This is a genomic window from Pseudomonas sp. URIL14HWK12:I6 (genome assembly GCF_000514195.1).
Lineage (GTDB): Bacteria > Pseudomonadota > Gammaproteobacteria > Pseudomonadales > Pseudomonadaceae > Aquipseudomonas > Aquipseudomonas putida_A.
In genome coordinates this window covers 367,922-384,947 of record NZ_AZVL01000003.1, presented here as the reverse complement: position 1 = coordinate 384,947, position 17,026 = coordinate 367,922, and the positions used below count along the sequence as shown (strand labels likewise).

The window sequence follows — 17,026 nt, the reverse complement described above, 5'->3', positions numbered from 1 at the left end:
ATTTGTAGTAAAACTACACGCCGCCGGAACAACCTGTCGGCAATCCAAGAATTTTAAATCGTCTGCCCACAAGGCCAGTCGCAAACTCAGGCAACCGATTCTGGAAGCCTTTCCGCCCTGGAGCAAGCCATGCAAGACCTCGATCCCGTCGAAACCCAGGAATGGCTGGACGCCCTGGAATCGGTTCTCGACAAAGAAGGCGAAGACCGTGCTCACTATCTGATGACCCGTATGGGTGAACTGGCGACCCGCAGCGGTTCGCAGCTCCCTTACGCCATCACCACGCCTTACCGCAACACCATCCCGGTAACCCACGAAGCACGCATGCCTGGCGACCTGTTCATGGAACGCCGCATTCGCTCGCTGGTACGCTGGAACGCGATGGCCATGGTAATGCGTACGAACCTGAAAGATTCTGACCTGGGTGGTCACATCTCCAGCTTCGCTTCCAGCGCGACCCTGTATGACATCGGCTTCAACTACTTCTTCCAGGCCCCGACCGACGAACACGGCGGCGACCTGATCTACTTCCAGGGCCACACCTCGCCAGGCGTTTACGCCCGTGCATTCATGGAAGGCCGCATCACCGAAGACCAGATGAACAACTTCCGCCAGGAAGTCGACGGTCAGGGCCTGTCGTCCTACCCGCACCCTTGGCTGATGCCTGACTTCTGGCAGTTCCCGACCGTATCCATGGGTCTGGGTCCGATCCAGGCGATCTACCAGGCACGCTTCATGAAGTACCTGGAACACCGCGGTTTCATCCAGCCGGGCAAACAGAAAGTCTGGTGCTTCCTGGGCGACGGCGAGTGCGACGAGCCGGAATCCCTGGGCGCGATCTCCCTGGCCGGCCGCGAGAAGCTGGACAACCTGATCTTCGTCATCAACTGCAACCTGCAGCGCCTCGACGGCCCGGTTCGCGGCAACGGCAAGATCATCCAGGAACTCGAAGGCGTGTTCCGCGGTGCACAGTGGAACGTGACCAAAGTCATCTGGGGCCGTTTCTGGGACCCACTGCTGGCCAAAGACGTCGACGGCATCCTGCAACGTCGCATGGACGAAGTCATCGACGGCGAGTACCAGAACTACAAAGCCAAAGACGGTGCGTTCGTTCGCGAGCACTTCTTCAACACGCCTGAACTCAAGGCGATGGTTGCCGACCTGTCCGACGACGAGATCTGGAAACTCAACCGTGGCGGCCACGACCCGTACAAGGTCTATGCGGCGTACCACGAAGCGGTCAACCACAAAGAACAACCAACCGTCATCCTCGCCAAGACCATCAAGGGTTATGGCACCGGTGCCGGCGAAGCGAAAAACACTGCGCACAACACCAAGAAAGTCGACGTCGACAGCCTGAAGTTGTTCCGCGATCGCTTCGACATCCCGGTCAAGGACGAAGAGCTGGAGAACCTGCCGTTCTTCAAGCCAGAGCCAAACAGCGCCGAAGCCCGCTACCTGAGCGAGCGCCGTGCCGCACTGGGCGGTTTCGTACCGCAGCGCCGCGCGCAGAGCTTCAGCGTACCGACGCCGGACCTGGACACCCTGAAAGCCATCCTCGATGGTTCGGGCGACCGTGAAATTTCCACCACCATGGCCTTCGTGCGGATCCTCGCGCAACTGGTCAAGGACAAGGAAATCGGCCCGCGCATCGTGCCAATCATCCCGGACGAAGCCCGTACCTTCGGTATGGAAGGCATGTTCCGTCAGCTGGGCATCTACTCCTCCGTCGGCCAGCTCTACGAGCCAGTCGATAAAGACCAGGTGATGTTCTACAAGGAAGACCAGAAAGGTCAGATCCTTGAAGAAGGCATCAACGAAGCGGGCGCCATGAGCTCCTTCATCGCTGCCGGTACTTCGTACTCCAGCCACAACCAGCCGATGCTGCCGTTCTACATCTTCTACTCGATGTTCGGCTTCCAGCGTATCGGTGACCTGGCCTGGGCCGCTGGCGACAGCCGTACCCGTGGTTTCCTGATCGGCGGCACCGCCGGCCGTACCACCCTGAACGGTGAAGGCCTGCAGCACGAAGACGGTCACAGCCACCTGCTGGCCGCGACCATCCCGAACTGCCGCACCTACGATCCGACCTACGGCTACGAGCTGGCGGTGATCATTCAGGACGGCATGAAGAAGATGACCGAAGAGCAACAGGACATCTTCTACTACATCACCGTGATGAACGAGTCGTACCAGCAGCCAGCCATGCCGGCCGGTGCCGAAGAAGGCATCAAGAAAGGCATGTACCTGCTCGAAGAAGACACCCGCGATGCAGCGCATCACGTACAGCTGATGGGCTCCGGCACCATCCTGCGTGAAGTGCGTGAAGCGGCGAAGATCCTGCGTGAAGAGTTCAACATCGGCGCCGACGTATGGAGCGTCACCAGCTTCAACGAACTGCGTCGCGACGGCCTGGCCGTAGAGCGCAGCAACCGTCTGAAGCCTGGCCAGAAGCCTAAGCAGAGCTACGTTGAAGAGTGCCTGAGCGGCCGTAAAGGTCCGGTGATTGCCTCTACCGACTACATGAAGCTGTTCGCCGAGCAGATCCGTCAGTGGGTACCGTCCAAGGAATTCAAAGTCCTGGGCACCGACGGTTTCGGCCGCAGCGACAGCCGCAAGAAACTGCGTCATTTCTTCGAAGTCGACCGTCATTTCGTGGTGTTGGCAGCCCTGGAAGCACTGGCTGACCGTGGTGATATCGAACCTAAAGTGGTGGCCGAGGCCATCGTCAAGTTCGGCATCGACCCGGAAAAACGCAACCCACTGGACTGCTGAGGAGACATTTTGTGAGCGAACTCATTCGCGTACCTGACATCGGCAGCGGTGAAGGTGAAGTAATTGAACTGTTTGTGAAGGTCGGCGACCGTATCGAAGCCGACCAGAGCATCCTGACCCTGGAATCGGACAAGGCCAGCATGGAAGTGCCGGCCCCGAAAGCCGGCGTCATCAAGAGCCTGAAAGTGAAGCTGGGCGACCGCCTGAAAGAAGGCGACGAACTGCTTGAGCTGGAAGTCGAGGGCGCCGCGCAAGCGGCCCCTGCACCTGCTGCTGCACCGGCTGCAAAAGCTGAAGCCAAACCGGCTGCCGCTCCTGCTGCTGCCGCGCCAGCCGCTGCCCCTGCTGCCCCTGCTGCCGCTTCGGTACAGCAAGTGCACGTGCCGGACATCGGCTCGTCGGGCAAGGCGCAGATCATCGAGATCCAGGTCAAGGTCGGCGACACCGTCGAGGCTGATCAATCGTTGATCACCCTGGAATCCGACAAGGCGAGCATGGAAATCCCGTCGCCTGCCGCGGGCGTGGTCAAGGCCATCAGCGTCAAGCTCAACGACGAAGTCGGCACTGGCGACCTGATTCTGGATCTGGAAGTGGCGGGGGCTGCGGCGCCTGCTGCGGCCGCTCCGGCTCAGGCTGCTGCGCCGGCCGCTGCCGCTGCGCCTGCTTCTGCGGCAGCCCCGGCTGCTCCAGTGGCTGACAGCGTTCAGGACATCCACGTTCCGGACATCGGTTCGGCCGGCAAGGCCAAGATCATCGAAGTCCTGGTCAAGGCTGGCGACAGCGTTGAAGCCGACCAGTCGCTGATCACTCTGGAATCCGACAAGGCAAGCATGGAAATCCCATCGCCTGCCGCTGGCGTGGTGGAAAGCATTTCCATCAAGCTGGACGACGAAGTCGGTACCGGCGACCTGATCCTCAAGCTGAAAGTCAAAGGCGCGGCCCCTGCTGCCCCTGCTGCCCCGGCTCCAGCTGCCGCCGCTGCTCCTAGCGCTCCGGCGCCAGCCGCTGCTGCTCCGGCTGCCGCTGCACCTGCTGCTGCCGCTCCGGTTGCTGCTCCGGCCAAGCCTGGCGCGAAAGTTCACGCCGGCCCTGCCGTGCGTCAACTGGCCCGCGAGTTCGGCGTCGAGCTGAGCGCCGTTGGCGCCAGCGGTCCGCACGGTCGCATCCTCAAGGAAGACGTGCAGGTTTACGTCAAGGCGATGATGCAGAAGGCCAAAGAAGCGCCAGCCGCTGGCGGTGCAACCGGTGGCGCGGGCATCCCGCCGATCCCGGTCGTGGACTTCAGCCGCTTCGGTGAAATCGAAGAAGTACCGATGACCCGCCTGATGCAGGTCGGCGCCGCCAACCTGCACCGCAGCTGGCTGAACGTGCCGCACGTGACGCAATTCGACTCGGCGGATATCACCGAGCTGGAAGCGTTCCGCGTTGCGCAGAAAGCCGTCGCCGAGAAGGCCGGCGTCAAGCTGACCATCCTGCCGCTGCTGCTCAAGACCTGTGCGCACCTGCTCAAAGAGCTGCCGGACTTCAACAGTTCGCTGGCGCCAAGCGGCAAGGCGATCATTCGCAAGAAGTACGTCAACATCGGTTTCGCGGTCGACACCCCGGATGGCCTGCTGGTACCGGTCATCAAGAACGTCGACCAGAAGAGCCTGCTGCAACTGGCCGCAGAAGCTGCTTCGCTAGCTGAAAAAGCCCGCACCAAGAAGCTCTCTTCGGACGAGATGCAAGGCGCCTGCTTCACCATTTCCAGCCTCGGCCACATTGGCGGCACCGGCTTCACGCCGATCGTCAACGCGCCGGAAGTGGCGATCCTCGGTGTTTCCAAGGCAACCATCCAGCCAGTCTGGGACGGCAAAGCCTTCCAGCCGAAACTGATGCTGCCACTGTCGCTGTCCTACGATCACCGTGTGATCAACGGCGCTGCTGCTGCACGCTTCACCCAGCGTCTGGGCAGCCTGTTGGGCGACATCCGCACCATCCTGCTGTAAAGCGTTCGGCCCTCCGGCAACGGAGGGCCGATTGCGTTCCACGTTTTCGGGCGCCACACGCTCGTACCTCAACCCCGTCAGTTTGACGGGGCTTTTTTTGCCCGAAGAAAAGTTACAACGCTTTTATTCCTACAACTTCGGTCTACTTAAGCCACGAGTCCAGTCCACTTCGCGCCGATATTTTTTATCCGCCGACAACTAACCTTGGCGGCACAAGTTAAACGAATAACTTGCTACACACTGACCGCTATTCAAGTATCAATTCGAACGGATTCGAACATGTTAAAACCAACTGTCGGCCCGATTATTGGCCATACAACAACTAATCACGCACGCATCTTCATGCGCGGCGACTCGCAAAACAACGCCACCACATTTGCCGGCCTGCGTTATCGAAAGCGCGACAGCAATCAATGGTCAAATAGCCTTTTTTCCCGTTTAAGTGCTTTGCGCGATTTTTGCCAGGTCTTTTCATTGAATGACCTGGAGAGCCATTGCGAGTATGAATACCAAGTGGGCTGGTTCAGCCCCATGAGCCCGGTGCATACCGTCGAGAGCATCGCCGAATTGCCTTTGCAATGGCCGCGCGAGATCTACCGCTTTCGCACCCGTGCCAGCGACGCCGCGCAGCCACGCGCTTATATCATCGGCTCCTGTCGCTACTTGCGCATGACCGCCGGCATTGCTTCCATGCCCCAAATTGGCGACCGTATATTCGCCTCGATCAATCAGTTGATCGAAGGCGCCGAGCCGCCGATCAGCGCCACCCTGATGACCGGAGACCAGATCTATGTCGACGACCTCAACCTGATTGCCCCGGATCGCGAGTACAAGGACATCCTCGATAAATACCGCACGGCCTTCTCGCAACCGAATATTCAGCGGCTGATGTCCGGCACTTCGACTTACATGATCCTCGACGATCACGAAATTGAAGACAACTGGCCGGCGAACGCCAGCAAGTCCGATCATGAGTTATATCGCAATGCAATGGCGGCGTATGAGTTGTATCAAGCCAGTCATAGTCCGGCGCATGAACTAACAGTTGATGGCGAGATTGATCATTCAAAACTGGCGCATTACTGGTATCAGTTCAGCGATGGCGATATTGAATGGTTTGTCACTGATAGCCGGACTCGGCGCAACCTGGCTGCTGATGATCGACGCATCCTGGACAGCGAGCAGGAACAGGCCTTGGTCGCCTGGCTGAGCAACAGCAAGGCACGGGTCAAATTCGTGGTCACCAGCGTGATGTTCTATCCGGATCGCAAACTGCACGGCGACGATGCCTGGAAAGCCTTCCCGGAGCAGCGCCTGCGTGTGCTGGAAACCATCCGCACCCGACAGATCAGGAATGTCGTATTCGTCTCGGGCGACGTGCACGGCTCGCTGACCTCGCGCCTGACCCATAGCGAAGACCCGGACTTCGAAGTCCACACCATCGTCTCCTCGCCGTTGTGTAACAGCAAACTTTTGCCCTATGCCACGGCGTCGACGTTCATCCTTGATCAGCCACTGGTACGCACTGCGGCGGGTGACTATCAACATGAGTTGACCAGCACTGTGGTCAGCGAAGACAACTTCGCCCATGTAGTGGTCGAGGCTGATCAGATTTTGATCAATTACCATGATCGAGATGGCAAGAAGCTGCAATCGCTCAGCCTGAAATTACGTTGAATCTAAAAGATCGCAGCCTTCGGCAGCTCCTGAAGGACATCGTATATCCCTGCAGGCGCTGCCGCAGGCTGCGATCTTTTGCTCTTTTCAACCACCCACTGGAGAAATGCCCCGAGCGGCCGACACATTCTTATAGCACTTGGCCTTCATCTCTCTTGTCAGTCGGTGCCGCAATGATGCAACCTTGCCGCAGGCAACAGTAAAGAGGGCGAGAGCCCGGCGCGTTCAGCATATTTCCAAGCGAGTTCCTTCATGAAGAGCCAACCCGATGCCGCCAGCCGTATGGCGGCCGAGGTAGTGACGCAGTTGCCTGTGCCCTCGCGGCTCGGCATGCTGCGTTTCGAGCGCTTGAATGAAGCCAGTTGGGCGATGCTGTTTCTCGATCCCAACTGCGAACGCCAGTTCGGCCAGCCGGCCGTTGAGCTCTGTGCACTGGTCGGTTCACCGTATGCCAGCCTGATGGAGCCTGAAGCGCGCTATCAGTTGCACGACGCGATCCAGCAGCAACTGCGCGACAGCCCGCATTATCTGGTGCGCTACACCCTGCACACCGCTGCGGGCGTGCTTAGCATCCTCGAACTCGGCGAAGCCTATAAACAGCACAATCGACACTTGCTGCGCGGTTATCTGCTGGCAGTCGATAACGTGTTCGACGAAGCGCCGACGCTGCCGTCCGTTGACCTCGAAACCCAGAACTCGCGCCTGCAGATCGCCCTCGAACTCAACCAACGTGCCCAGCAGGAACAGCTGCAGCACCTCGATCGCGTGCGCGCCCAGCAGGATCTGATTCTGCTGCTCGCCCGCCAGCGCTACAGCAGCCACAACTCGCTGCAGGAAGCCGCCGAACTGATCACCCGCTGCGCCTGCGACATCTATGAAATCGACTGCGCCAGCCTGTGGAACCTCGAAGGCAATCTGCTGGTGCCGATTTCCGCGTATCACCGCGCGACGCAGGAATACATCCTGCCGGAGGTGATCGACATCAGCGGTTTCCCCGACTACATGGAAGCGCTGCACGGCAGCCGCGCCATCGACGCGCATAATGCGATGCGCGACCCACGAACCCGCGAGATGGCCGAAGCTCTGCGCCCGCGTGACGTCAACGCCATGCTCGACGCCAGCATCCGCGTCGACGGCCAGGTGGTCGGCGTGCTCTGTCTGGAGCAGACCGGCGTCACCCGCGCCTGGCAGTCCGACGAAATCGCCTTTGCCGGTGAGCTGGCCGACCAGTTCGCCCAGGTCATCAACAACCACAACCGCCGCACCGCCACCAGCGCCCTGCACCTGTTCCAGCGTGCGGTTGAGCAAAGTGCCAACGCCTTTCTGCTGGTCAATTGCGACGGCGTGGTCGAGTACGTCAACCCGAGCTTCACCGCGATCACCCAGTACTCCACCGAGGAAGTCCACGGCCAGCGCCTGTCGGAGCTGCCGGCGCTGGAAAACCTCAGCGAGCTGCTGTTCGACGCACCCTCGGCGCTGGCCAAGAGCAACAGCTGGCAGGGCGAATTCAAGAGCCGGCGCAAAAACCTCGAACCGTACTGGGGCCAGTTGTCGATCTCCAAGGTGTATGGCGACAACCGTGAGCTGACGCACTACATCGGCATCTACGAAGACATCACCCAGACCAAACTGGCGCAGCAGCGCATCGAACGTCTGGCCTACACCGACAACCTGACCAACCTCGGCAACCGCCCGGCGTTTATCCGCAATCTGGACGAACGCTTCGCCCGCGACAGCGATACGCCGATCAGCCTGCTGCTGGTGGACATCGACAACTTCAAACGGATCAACGACAGCCTCGGGCACCAGACCGGTGACAAGTTGTTGATCAGCCTCGCCCGGCGCCTGCGCAACAGCCTCAGCCCGAGCGGCAGCCTCGCGCGTTTCGCCAGTAACGAATTTGCAGTGCTGCTCGACGACACCGACCTCGCCACCGGCCAACAGATCGCCAACCAATTACTGGCGACCCTCGACAAACCGATGTTCGTCGACAACCAGTTGATCAGCGTCACCGGTTCCGTGGGCCTGGCCTGCGCGCCGCTGCATGGCCGCGATCCGCAAACCCTGATGCGCAACGCCGGCCTCGCTCTGCACAAGGCCAAGGCCAATGGCAAACACCAGGTGCAGGTGTTCACCGAAGCGCTGAACGCCGAGGCCAGTTACAAGCTGTTCGTCGAGAACAACCTGCGCCGCGCCCTGACCCAGAACGAGCTGGACGTGTTCTACCAGCCCAAGCTGTGCCTGCGCAGCGGGCGCCTGCTGGGCATGGAAGCGCTGCTGCGCTGGAATCACCCGGAACGCGGGATGATCCGCCCGGACCAGTTCATCAGCGTTGCCGAAGAGACCGGCCTGATCATCCCGATCGGCAAGTGGATTGCGCGTCAGGCCTGCCGCATGAGCAAGGCGCTGACCGCCGCCGGTCTGGGCAATCTGCAAGTGGCGATCAATCTTTCGCCGAAGCAGTTCTCCGACCCGGATCTGGTCGCGTCCATCGCCAACATCCTCAAGGAAGAAGCGCTGCCGGCCAATCTGCTCGAACTGGAGCTGACCGAAGGCCTGCTGCTGGAAGCCACCGAAGACACCCACTTGCAGCTCGATCAGCTCAAGCGCCTGGGTCTGACCCTGGCCATGGACGACTTCGGTACCGGCTATTCGTCGCTCAGCTACCTGAAGAAATTCCCGATCGACATCATCAAGATCGATCGCAGCTTCATCCACGAAATCCCCGACAACCAGGACGACATGGAAATCACCTCCGCGGTAATCGCCATGGCGCACAACCTGAAACTCAAAGTCGTGGCCGAAGGCATCGAGACCGCCGAACAACTGGCGTTCCTGCGTCGCCACCGCTGCGACGTCGGCCAGGGCTACCTGTTCGACCGGCCGATCCCCGGCGCCGAGCTGATCCAGGCGCTCAAGCGCTACCCGCGCGGCCCGCTCTGCCTCTAAATCCCATCTGTCGAAGCCCCCCCTGTGGGAGCGAGCCTGCTCGCGAAGGCGTTATAGCCGTCGACATCATCGTCGCCTGACACACCGCTTTCGCGAGCAGGCTCGCTCCCACATTTGAATAGTGCGAAATCCGGCATCATTCGGCACACTGATGGTCTGACTTTTTACATCCCATCCTGACTGAGAGGAACGATCATGGTTCTGCGCTCGGAAATTCTGGTGAACAAAAACGTGCTACCGACCAAAGAACAAGCGCTGCCCGGCCGCGAAACCGCGATGACCCTGCCTGAAAAGCATTTCGTCTTCGAAGAAACTCCGCTGCTCGGCCCGTTTTTCCAGGACGTCGACTTTGCGATCTTCGGTCTGGGTTGCTTCTGGGGGGCGGAGCGCCGCTTCTGGCAGCGCGAAGGCGTGGTCAGCACCGTGGTCGGCTACGCCGGCGGCTACACGCCGAACCCGACCTACGAAGAAGTCTGCTCGGGCCTGACCGGCCACGCCGAAGTAGTGCTGGTGGTGTATGACAAGGACAAAGTCAGCTACGAAGAGCTGCTGGCGATGTTCTGGGAGCTGCACAACCCGACGCAGGGCATGCGTCAGGGCAACGACATCGGCACCCAGTACCGTTCGGTGATCTACGCCACCTCGCCAGAGCAACTGGACGCTGCGCTGAAGAGCAAAGCGGTGTATCAGGCTGAACTGTCGAAGGCGGGTCTGGGCGAAATCAGCACCGAGATCGAGCAGGCGCCGACCGTGTACTTCGCCGAGGCGTATCACCAGCAATATCTGGCGAAGAACCCTGAGGGCTATTGCGGGATTGGCGGCACCGGCGTGTGCATGCCACCGAGCCTGGCGGGTAACTAAACCCCAAAGCATCGCGGGCAAGCCCGCTCTCATAAGGTCGAGCGCGATTCCAGAATCTGCGCGAACCCTGTGGGAGCGGGCTTACCCGCGAAGGCGTCCGTTCAGACACCGCTAAAACAGTTGATCAGCTTTCAGCAATCAACCAATCCATCTGCCATCCACCCTGAGTCTGCCCAAGCTTCTTCGACAACCACGGCAGCAGCTCACGCAATTCTTCCTCCAGCCCCCACGGCGGATTGGCAATCGCCATCCCCGAGCCGTTGAGGCTGTTCGGCGTATCCAGCGGATGCACCAGCAGTTCCACGCGCAGCAACTTCGGCGCACCGGTACCCGCCAGATCCTGATAGAAACGTCGCAGCGCACGCTGGTCCTTTACCGGGTACCAGATCGCCGCCACGGTTTGGCGCATCCGGCCAATCGCTTCTTTCAGCGACGCCGCACACTTTTGCATCTCGTCGAGCTGCTCGAACGGCGGATCGATCAACATCACCGCACGCTTCTCCTGCACCGGCAGCATCGCCCGCGCCACATGCCAGCCCTCGCCCAGATGCACTTTCACCCGACGGTCACCGGCCATGTTCTCTTTGAGCTGCACGCCGTCTTCCGGGTGTTTCTCGTTGAGCATCACCCGGTCCTGAGGCCGGGTCAGACGCCGCGCCAACTCCGGCGAACCCGGGTAGTAGCGCAACTGGCCATCCGGGTTCATCTCGTGCAGCACCTTCATGTAGTCGGCGGTCAGCGCCGGAAGATCCGGCTGATCCCACAAACGCGCAATGCCTTCCAGGTACTCGCCGGTACGGTTGGCCTGATCACCCTGCAAGTCATACAAACCGATACCGGCGTGCGTATCGAGATAGGCAAACGGCTGCTCCTTGCGCGACATCAGCGCGATGAGGCGGGTCAAGGTCAGGTGTTTGAACACATCGGCGTGATTGCCGGCATGGAAGGCGTGACGATAATTCATGGCTGCTCCTGCGAGGGCCGTGAAGTTTACCTTTTACCGGGCGGCAAGTCAGGGGTTGGCGGCCGAGCGGGCCTCAACAGCAAAGATCGCAGCCTTCGGCAGCTCCTACACGGGATTGGCGTTCCCCCCTGTAGGAGCTGCCGAAGGCTGCGATCTTTTGCCCTTGCCTTTGTGGCGAGGGGATTCATCCCCGATGGGCTGCGCAGCGGCCCCAAGACCTCAATCCCTCATTCCGTCTGACGCCGCGACAACCTGGTTGCGGCCGCTATGCAGCCGAGCGGGAGCAAGCTCCCTCGCCACAAAAACGCTCTCAAACTTACAGGGATAGGTTGCCGAGGCGTTTGCCGATGACATCCAGCACATCGCAGCCGTCACGCAGCGGAATGGCGCAGAGCATGGCGAAGTCGCTGAGGATGATGGAGTCGCATTCGACCGAGCCGCGCATGCACATGTTTTCCAGCACTTGAATCACGGCGCGGATGCGGTGGTTGGCGGCGTCCATGAGGATGTCGAGGGGGACTTGGGTGTCGATGAACAGAGTGGGCATGTCGCTGCAGTTGCCGGTCAGGGCCATGAAGCGGTTGTCGGGATGGGGGATGATTTTTTCGTAGGGTGGGTCGGGTTTAAGCATCGCCATATTTTCTACCATGGATGTGAAAATGAACTGCCTCGCTCCTTCCTACGGGATCGGGTGGCAGCTGTGCACGGGAGTAGGAACCGACCCATGGAATTCGGCCACGCCAAAGCGTGCCCCGCACACAGCCGCCGCTAAAGATATTGCTGGCACAAGTTACATGTCGCAATTAAATCAACAGCGCTGATGCACCATAGGTAACGGGTTCCTACACCCTGTCACCACTCTCGCGGTGACAACGAAAAGACTATCCCCGCAACCCACCGCCCACCAGTTCATGAAATCCGCCGCAACTCGCGGGAAATTTCCGAAGCCTTCGCCCGGAAATTTCACTCCGCTTCGTCCTGCAAATATGCCAATAACGCCGATTGCGACGATTCTTCCGACGCCGAAACCTGAAAAAACTGCTGAACCTTGCAGCGCAACACAGCCTGCGGAAACGCCTCGTACAGCGCCGGATGCTCCTCGCTCAGCCACTGCAGCGCATTCCCGATCCGGACTGAATTCCCTGCTGAAGCCAGCACTGACTCAGGCACTTTCCACCAGGGAAACACCCGCCCTGAAACCTGCGCCCTGCCCCCGATATCCACGGCCTGTCCGTTGATCAAACCGCGCGAAATCACCGGCATCAACTGCGCCGATTGCACTTCATCGGACTGCAGGATCGGCAACAAAAACCGCCCATCCCAGAAGCGGAAAAACACCGCTGTGCCCGGCATCAGCACTTGAGTCAAACTGCGAAAATGCTCAACTACCACCTCAAGGCTCGCGGAAGACACCGCCAACCACCCCCAGTCGCGAGACTCGGTACTCGCCACCCAATCGAGAAACTCACTGTCCGCAGCGACAATTCCCACGAAGGGCATCACCGCATCCCACTCGGCGTAGATCGTCTCTGCCCAGATCGGGCTCGGTGCAACCAGCGGAGGCCTGGCGTCGCTGGCGCTACTGAAGATCGCGAACAGTTGCTCCGCAGGTTTCAGCGGTTCACGCGCCAACCACTCTGCAGGTGTGAGGCACTCAGGCAGCACAGACACCGTCCTTGCAGCGCTCGCATTCTTCGCAGAATGGTGCATCACCTTTAAAGCTCATGATTTGCGCAGCAGTGAGCAGGGCCGCTGGTGCTGCTGCGAGTTTTGCCGGCAACCCCGGCACACTCGGCGCCGCGCTCATCGCCGCCATTGGCGCCCCACCCACGACAATCGGCACGCTACTGAAAATCCCGCCGGGACCGATGTTGATCCACTGCCCGCCGGCCTGAATCGTCGCGCTCGCGCCACCGTCGATCACCACTTGTTGCCCGGCACTGACGTGAATTTGTGCGCTCGCACTGGTTGCCTGACTACTCACCCGAATATGCCGATCACCAATAACCGTGAGGTGATCGTCCTGTTTCACTTCGGTCTGGCGCTGGCCGTGGGTGATGCGCTGCTCGTCAGCCTTGAGTTCATGGCTGGCAAGGCCAGTGACGACAATGCTGCGCTGGTTGTCGACCTGCACCTGCTGGTCGTGCAGGACATGCTGCGTCCAGTTGCGCTGGGCGCGCAGGTAGATTTCTTCGGCGCCCTTTTTGTCCTCGATGCGCAGCTCGTTGTAACCGCCACCACCGGGGCTGCTCTGGCTGCGGAAGATGCTGCGGGTCTGGTCGGTGGGCAGGTCCAGCGGCAGCGGAGTTGCGGCGTTTGGCAGGCAACCCATCACCAACGGTTTGTCGGCATCGGCATCGATGAAACCGACCAGCACTTCCATGCCGACCCGCGGGATCAGCACGCTGCCGTAATGATCATGCGCCCAACCCGTGGCAACGCGCAGCCAGCAACTGGAATGCTCGTTGAGCTCGCCGTCACGATCCCAGGCCAGTTGCACCTTGACCCGGCCGTACTCGTCGCAATGGATTTCCGTGTCTTGCGGCCCGGTGACCACGGCCGGTTGATAACCGGGCATGCGCGGTTTTTCCGGCCCCAACGCCGGGCGAAAGAACACCTCCCACGGCGTGGCAAGAAAGGTATTACGGTAACCCTGGAATGTTTCCCCATCGCTGGTCACCGATTCCTCCAGCACTTGCGGCTGTCGGCCATGATGCTCGATGACGGTGAGCAGCCACAGGTCATTCCAGTCCTGGCGCGGATGCTCGCTCAGTTGCAGGAAATGTCCGCAAACCAGTGCGGATACGTCGCTGATGCCCTCAGCCTGACGGTAGTCGGCGACATGCCTTTCCAGCGTACGTTGCGCCAGTTGCCTGCCGGTTTCTCGATCGTTGAATTGGCCGGGAAAGTGATAGTCCTCGAGCACCGGGCGCTGCTCACTGTCGCTGCGGCTTTGCAGTTGCAGTCGCGGCTTTTCGAAGTTGTAGTCGCGCCGGGTGACCACGCTGGTGCGAGTCTCCACCCGGACGTTGAAGCGCTTGATGGCCGGCGCCGTTGACGCCATGCCGCTGCCCGGCAGATACAGCGTCGGCTCGGCCAGGCGCGGAAACACCGTTTGATCGTCGCCGAACACCAACAGATGGCCTTCGGGACTGTGCTGAAAGTGGTAATGAATGCCGACCTCGGCACACAGGCGCTGGATGAACGCCAGATCGCTCTCGGCGTATTGCACGCAATATTCCCGCACAGGGTAATCGCTGCCGAGGCGGAACTCGAAGGCATCGCGCAGGATTGCGTGATCCTTGAGGATCTGCGCGACGATCTGTGGAACCGTCTGATGCTGAAAAATCCGCTGGTTGATGCGGTGACCGAGGTAGGTCAGACGCGACACCAGGCTCAGGTGGTAGCGCGTCAGACGTTTCCCGGAATCGCCCTGCCCGACCTGATAAATCTGACCATGGACACCGGAACCTTCCGCATCGAAGCTCAGAAACGCCTGACGGTGCAGCAGGCTTTCGAGGTCCAGATCCGGACGCTCACTGACCAGTTCCAGCTCGAAACGAAAGGGTTGGCTGATGGCTTCCTTGCCCGTGAACTCAAGGACTTTGAGATCAACTTGGGCGCCTTCGAGGGTCAACGTGAAACGCGGTTGATTGGCAGGCGCGAACATCCGATGTCTCTCTGCAGATTGAGGGCGGGCGATTCTGCATGAGGGGCAAGAGGTGTTGGGTGGGTGACGGGAAAATCAGAATTGCCCTACTTTTTCTGGCGAAAAAGCCTTCGCAAATCGGTGTATCCGACTACAGACAACCCTCTCAAACTCACCACCGATCCCCCGTGGGAGCGAGCCTGCTCGCGAAAGCGGCATGTCAGTCGACACATTCATTCAATGATCAATCGCATTCGCGAGCAGGCTCGCTCCCACATTGGATCTCCACAGGACTCGAGAAATCACAGGCACAAAAAAACGGCCCGCCTCCTTGTAGGAAACGGGCCGTTTTTCTGTGAGCCGCAGCTCAGTGCATCACTTGTTCAGATGGAAATCTTTTTCCGCTGCCTGGAAGCGCTGCACCATGCCAGCAGTCGGCGCGCCGAGCTTGCTGACGATGTAGATCGCCAGGCTGGCGAAGATGAAGCCCGGGATGATTTCGTACAGACCCAGCAGTTCGAAATGCTTCCAGACCACTACGGTGATCGCGCCGACCAGGATGCCGGCCAGTGCGCCGTTGCGGGTCATGTCCTTCCAGATCACCGAGATCAGCACCACCGGACCGAACGCGGCACCGAAACCGGCCCAGGCGTAGGACACCAGGCCCAGTACGCGGTTTTCCGGGTTGGCGGCCATGGCGATAGCGATCAGCGCTACCAGCAACACCATCGCGCGACCGACCCACACCAGTTCCACCTGGGAAGCGGATTTGCGCAGGAAGGTTTTGTAGAAGTCCTCAGTCAGAGCGCTCGAGCAAACCAGCAGCTGGCAGCTCAGGGTGCTCATCACAGCGGCGAGAATCGCCGACAGCAGGACACCGGCCACCCACGGGTTGAAGAGGATTTTCGCCAGTTCGATGAACACCCGCTCGTGGTTCTCGGTGACTGGGCCGGCGACTTCCGGGTGCGCCGAGAAGTAGGCGATACCGAAGAAACCCACGGCGACGGTGCCGCCCAGGCACAGGATCATCCAGGTCATGGAGATACGACGGGCGTTGGCAATCGACTTCACCGAATCAGCGGCCATGAAACGCGCGAGGATGTGCGGTTGACCGAAGTAACCCAGACCCCAGCCCATCAGCGAGATGATGCCGATGAAGGTAGTGCCCTTAAGCATGTCGAAGTTGCTTGGGTCCTGGGCTTCGATGGCGAGGAACGTGGTATCGACACCACCGGTGGCCAGCAGCACGATGATCGGCGTCAGCAGCAGGGCGAAGATCATCAGCGTGGCTTGTACGGTGTCAGTCCAGCTCACCGCGAGGAAACCGCCGACGAAGGTGTAGGCAATCGTCGCCGCAGCACCGGCCCACAGCGCCGTCTCGTAGGACATGCCGAAGGTGCTTTCGAACAGACGGGCGCCAGCCACGATGCCGGAAGCGCAGTAAATGGTGAAGAACACCAGAATCACCACCGCCGAGATGATACGCAGCAGGCCGCTTTTGTCTTCGAAACGGCTGGAGAAGTAGTCCGGCAGAGTCAGGGCATCGCCGTTGTGCTCGGTCTGCACGCGCAGACGGCCGGCGACGAACAGCCAGTTCAGGTAGGCGCCGACGATCAGGCCGATGGCGATCCAGCTTTCGGACAGACCGGACATGTAGATGGCACCCGGCAGGCCCATCAGCAACCAGCCGCTCATGTCGGAAGCACCGGCGGACAGAGCCGTCACGACGCTGCCCAGGCTGCGGCCGCCAAGAATGTAGTCTGAAAGGTTGTTGGTGGAGCGATAGGCCATGAAGCCGATCAGCACCATTGCTGCGATGTAGATCACGAACGTGATCAGTGTTGGATTGCTTACGCTCATTAAGTTACGCCCTGGCTTTGTTTTTATGTTGCAGCGGTGATTGATCGCCCACAAACGACGACGTTTGGCAGACGAAACGGGATCCCGCGCATTTAGGACTGATGTTTCCCCAGGAAAGCCACCAGCCGATGCACCGGGTATTCCCGGTTGCACCTTGGGCGCGAATGCTATGCAACAAAGTAAAAAAGGTGCAACCAGTTTCTGGCGATTAAGTTGCACCCAGTCGGATATACCGATAAATATGCCGTTTTTGCTCCTTTTTAGCGCAGTCACGGCGCTCCGCTAGAAGTAAAAGCACCAAGC

At 60.0% G+C, this 17,026-nt stretch carries 10 protein-coding genes; 5 read left to right on the top strand and 5 right to left on the bottom strand.

Features of this window, described 5'->3' with window-relative positions; all coding sequences use genetic code 11:
* Window positions 1–129 precede the first annotated feature (129 nt).
* The 5 genes from aceE to msrA all read left to right on the top strand — a co-directional run bounded on the left by aceE (window position 130) and on the right by msrA (window position 10,250).
* A complete protein-coding gene (gene aceE, locus H043_RS0107690; RefSeq protein WP_003220999.1) occupies window positions 130–2,775 on the top strand; it encodes a pyruvate dehydrogenase (acetyl-transferring), homodimeric type in 2,646 nt (881 codons plus the stop codon).
* An 11-nt stretch (window positions 2,776–2,786) separates the two neighbouring features.
* Entirely contained in the window at window positions 2,787–4,763 is a 1,977-nt protein-coding gene (aceF, locus tag H043_RS0107685) for a dihydrolipoyllysine-residue acetyltransferase (RefSeq protein ID WP_027611362.1), read from the top strand.
* A gap of 279 nt (window positions 4,764–5,042) precedes the next feature.
* Window positions 5,043–6,440 carry an alkaline phosphatase D family protein gene (locus tag H043_RS0107680; RefSeq protein WP_027611361.1) on the top strand — a complete coding sequence of 466 codons (1,398 nt, stop codon included), beginning with the start codon at window positions 5,043–5,045 and terminating at the stop codon, window positions 6,438–6,440.
* Between the two features lie 252 nt (window positions 6,441–6,692).
* The gene (locus H043_RS0107675) at window positions 6,693–9,389 is read left to right on the top strand and encodes a bifunctional diguanylate cyclase/phosphodiesterase (RefSeq protein WP_027611360.1); all 2,697 of its coding nucleotides are present in this window, start codon (window positions 6,693–6,695) and stop codon (window positions 9,387–9,389) included.
* Window positions 9,390–9,584: 195 nt separating this feature from the next.
* Window positions 9,585–10,250 (top strand): peptide-methionine (S)-S-oxide reductase MsrA, encoded by a 666-nt coding sequence (gene msrA, locus H043_RS0107670; RefSeq protein ID WP_027611359.1) that lies wholly within the window; start codon window positions 9,585–9,587, stop codon window positions 10,248–10,250.
* A gap of 124 nt (window positions 10,251–10,374) precedes the next feature.
* Here msrA and H043_RS0107665 read toward each other — a convergent pair whose 3' ends face one another.
* The 5 genes from H043_RS0107665 to putP form a co-directional block, all read right to left on the bottom strand.
* On the bottom strand, window positions 10,375–11,214 hold the full coding sequence (locus H043_RS0107665) for a 23S rRNA (adenine(2030)-N(6))-methyltransferase RlmJ (protein ID WP_003220988.1): 840 nt from the start codon (window positions 11,212–11,214) through the stop codon (window positions 10,375–10,377).
* 316 nt (window positions 11,215–11,530) lie between these two features.
* Window positions 11,531–11,851 carry a hypothetical protein gene (locus H043_RS0107660; RefSeq protein WP_027611358.1) on the bottom strand — a complete coding sequence of 107 codons (321 nt, stop codon included), beginning with the start codon at window positions 11,849–11,851 and terminating at the stop codon, window positions 11,531–11,533.
* Between the two features lie 326 nt (window positions 11,852–12,177).
* The gene (locus H043_RS0107655; RefSeq protein WP_027611357.1) at window positions 12,178–12,879 is read right to left on the bottom strand and encodes a DUF4123 domain-containing protein; all 702 of its coding nucleotides are present in this window, start codon (window positions 12,877–12,879) and stop codon (window positions 12,178–12,180) included.
* Window positions 12,869–14,884 (bottom strand): type VI secretion system tip protein VgrG, encoded by a 2,016-nt coding sequence (locus H043_RS0107650; protein ID WP_027611356.1) that lies wholly within the window; start codon window positions 14,882–14,884, stop codon window positions 12,869–12,871. Before H043_RS0107650 ends, H043_RS0107655 begins: the two co-directional genes overlap by 11 nt.
* A gap of 354 nt (window positions 14,885–15,238) precedes the next feature.
* A complete protein-coding gene (putP, locus tag H043_RS0107645) occupies window positions 15,239–16,723 on the bottom strand; it encodes a sodium/proline symporter PutP (protein ID WP_027611355.1) in 1,485 nt (494 codons plus the stop codon).
* Between the last annotated feature and the right edge of the window lie 303 nt (window positions 16,724–17,026).

Bases quoted from the DNA above. Each gene is read 5' to 3' on its own strand.
- putP (WP_027611355.1), bottom strand. From the start codon at position 16,723: ATGAGCGTAAGCAATCCAACACTGATCACGTTCGTGATCTACATCGCA.
- msrA (WP_027611359.1), top strand. From the start codon at position 9,585: ATGGTTCTGCGCTCGGAAATTCTGGTGAACAAAAACGTGCTACCGACC.
- aceE (WP_003220999.1), top strand. From the start codon at position 130: ATGCAAGACCTCGATCCCGTCGAAACCCAGGAATGGCTGGACGCCCTG.
- H043_RS0107650 (WP_027611356.1), bottom strand. From the start codon at position 14,884: ATGTTCGCGCCTGCCAATCAACCGCGTTTCACGTTGACCCTCGAAGGC.
- H043_RS0107675 (WP_027611360.1), top strand. From the start codon at position 6,693: ATGAAGAGCCAACCCGATGCCGCCAGCCGTATGGCGGCCGAGGTAGTG.
- H043_RS0107680 (WP_027611361.1), top strand. From the start codon at position 5,043: ATGTTAAAACCAACTGTCGGCCCGATTATTGGCCATACAACAACTAAT.
- H043_RS0107660 (WP_027611358.1), bottom strand. From the start codon at position 11,851: ATGGCGATGCTTAAACCCGACCCACCCTACGAAAAAATCATCCCCCAT.
- H043_RS0107665 (WP_003220988.1), bottom strand. From the start codon at position 11,214: ATGAATTATCGTCACGCCTTCCATGCCGGCAATCACGCCGATGTGTTC.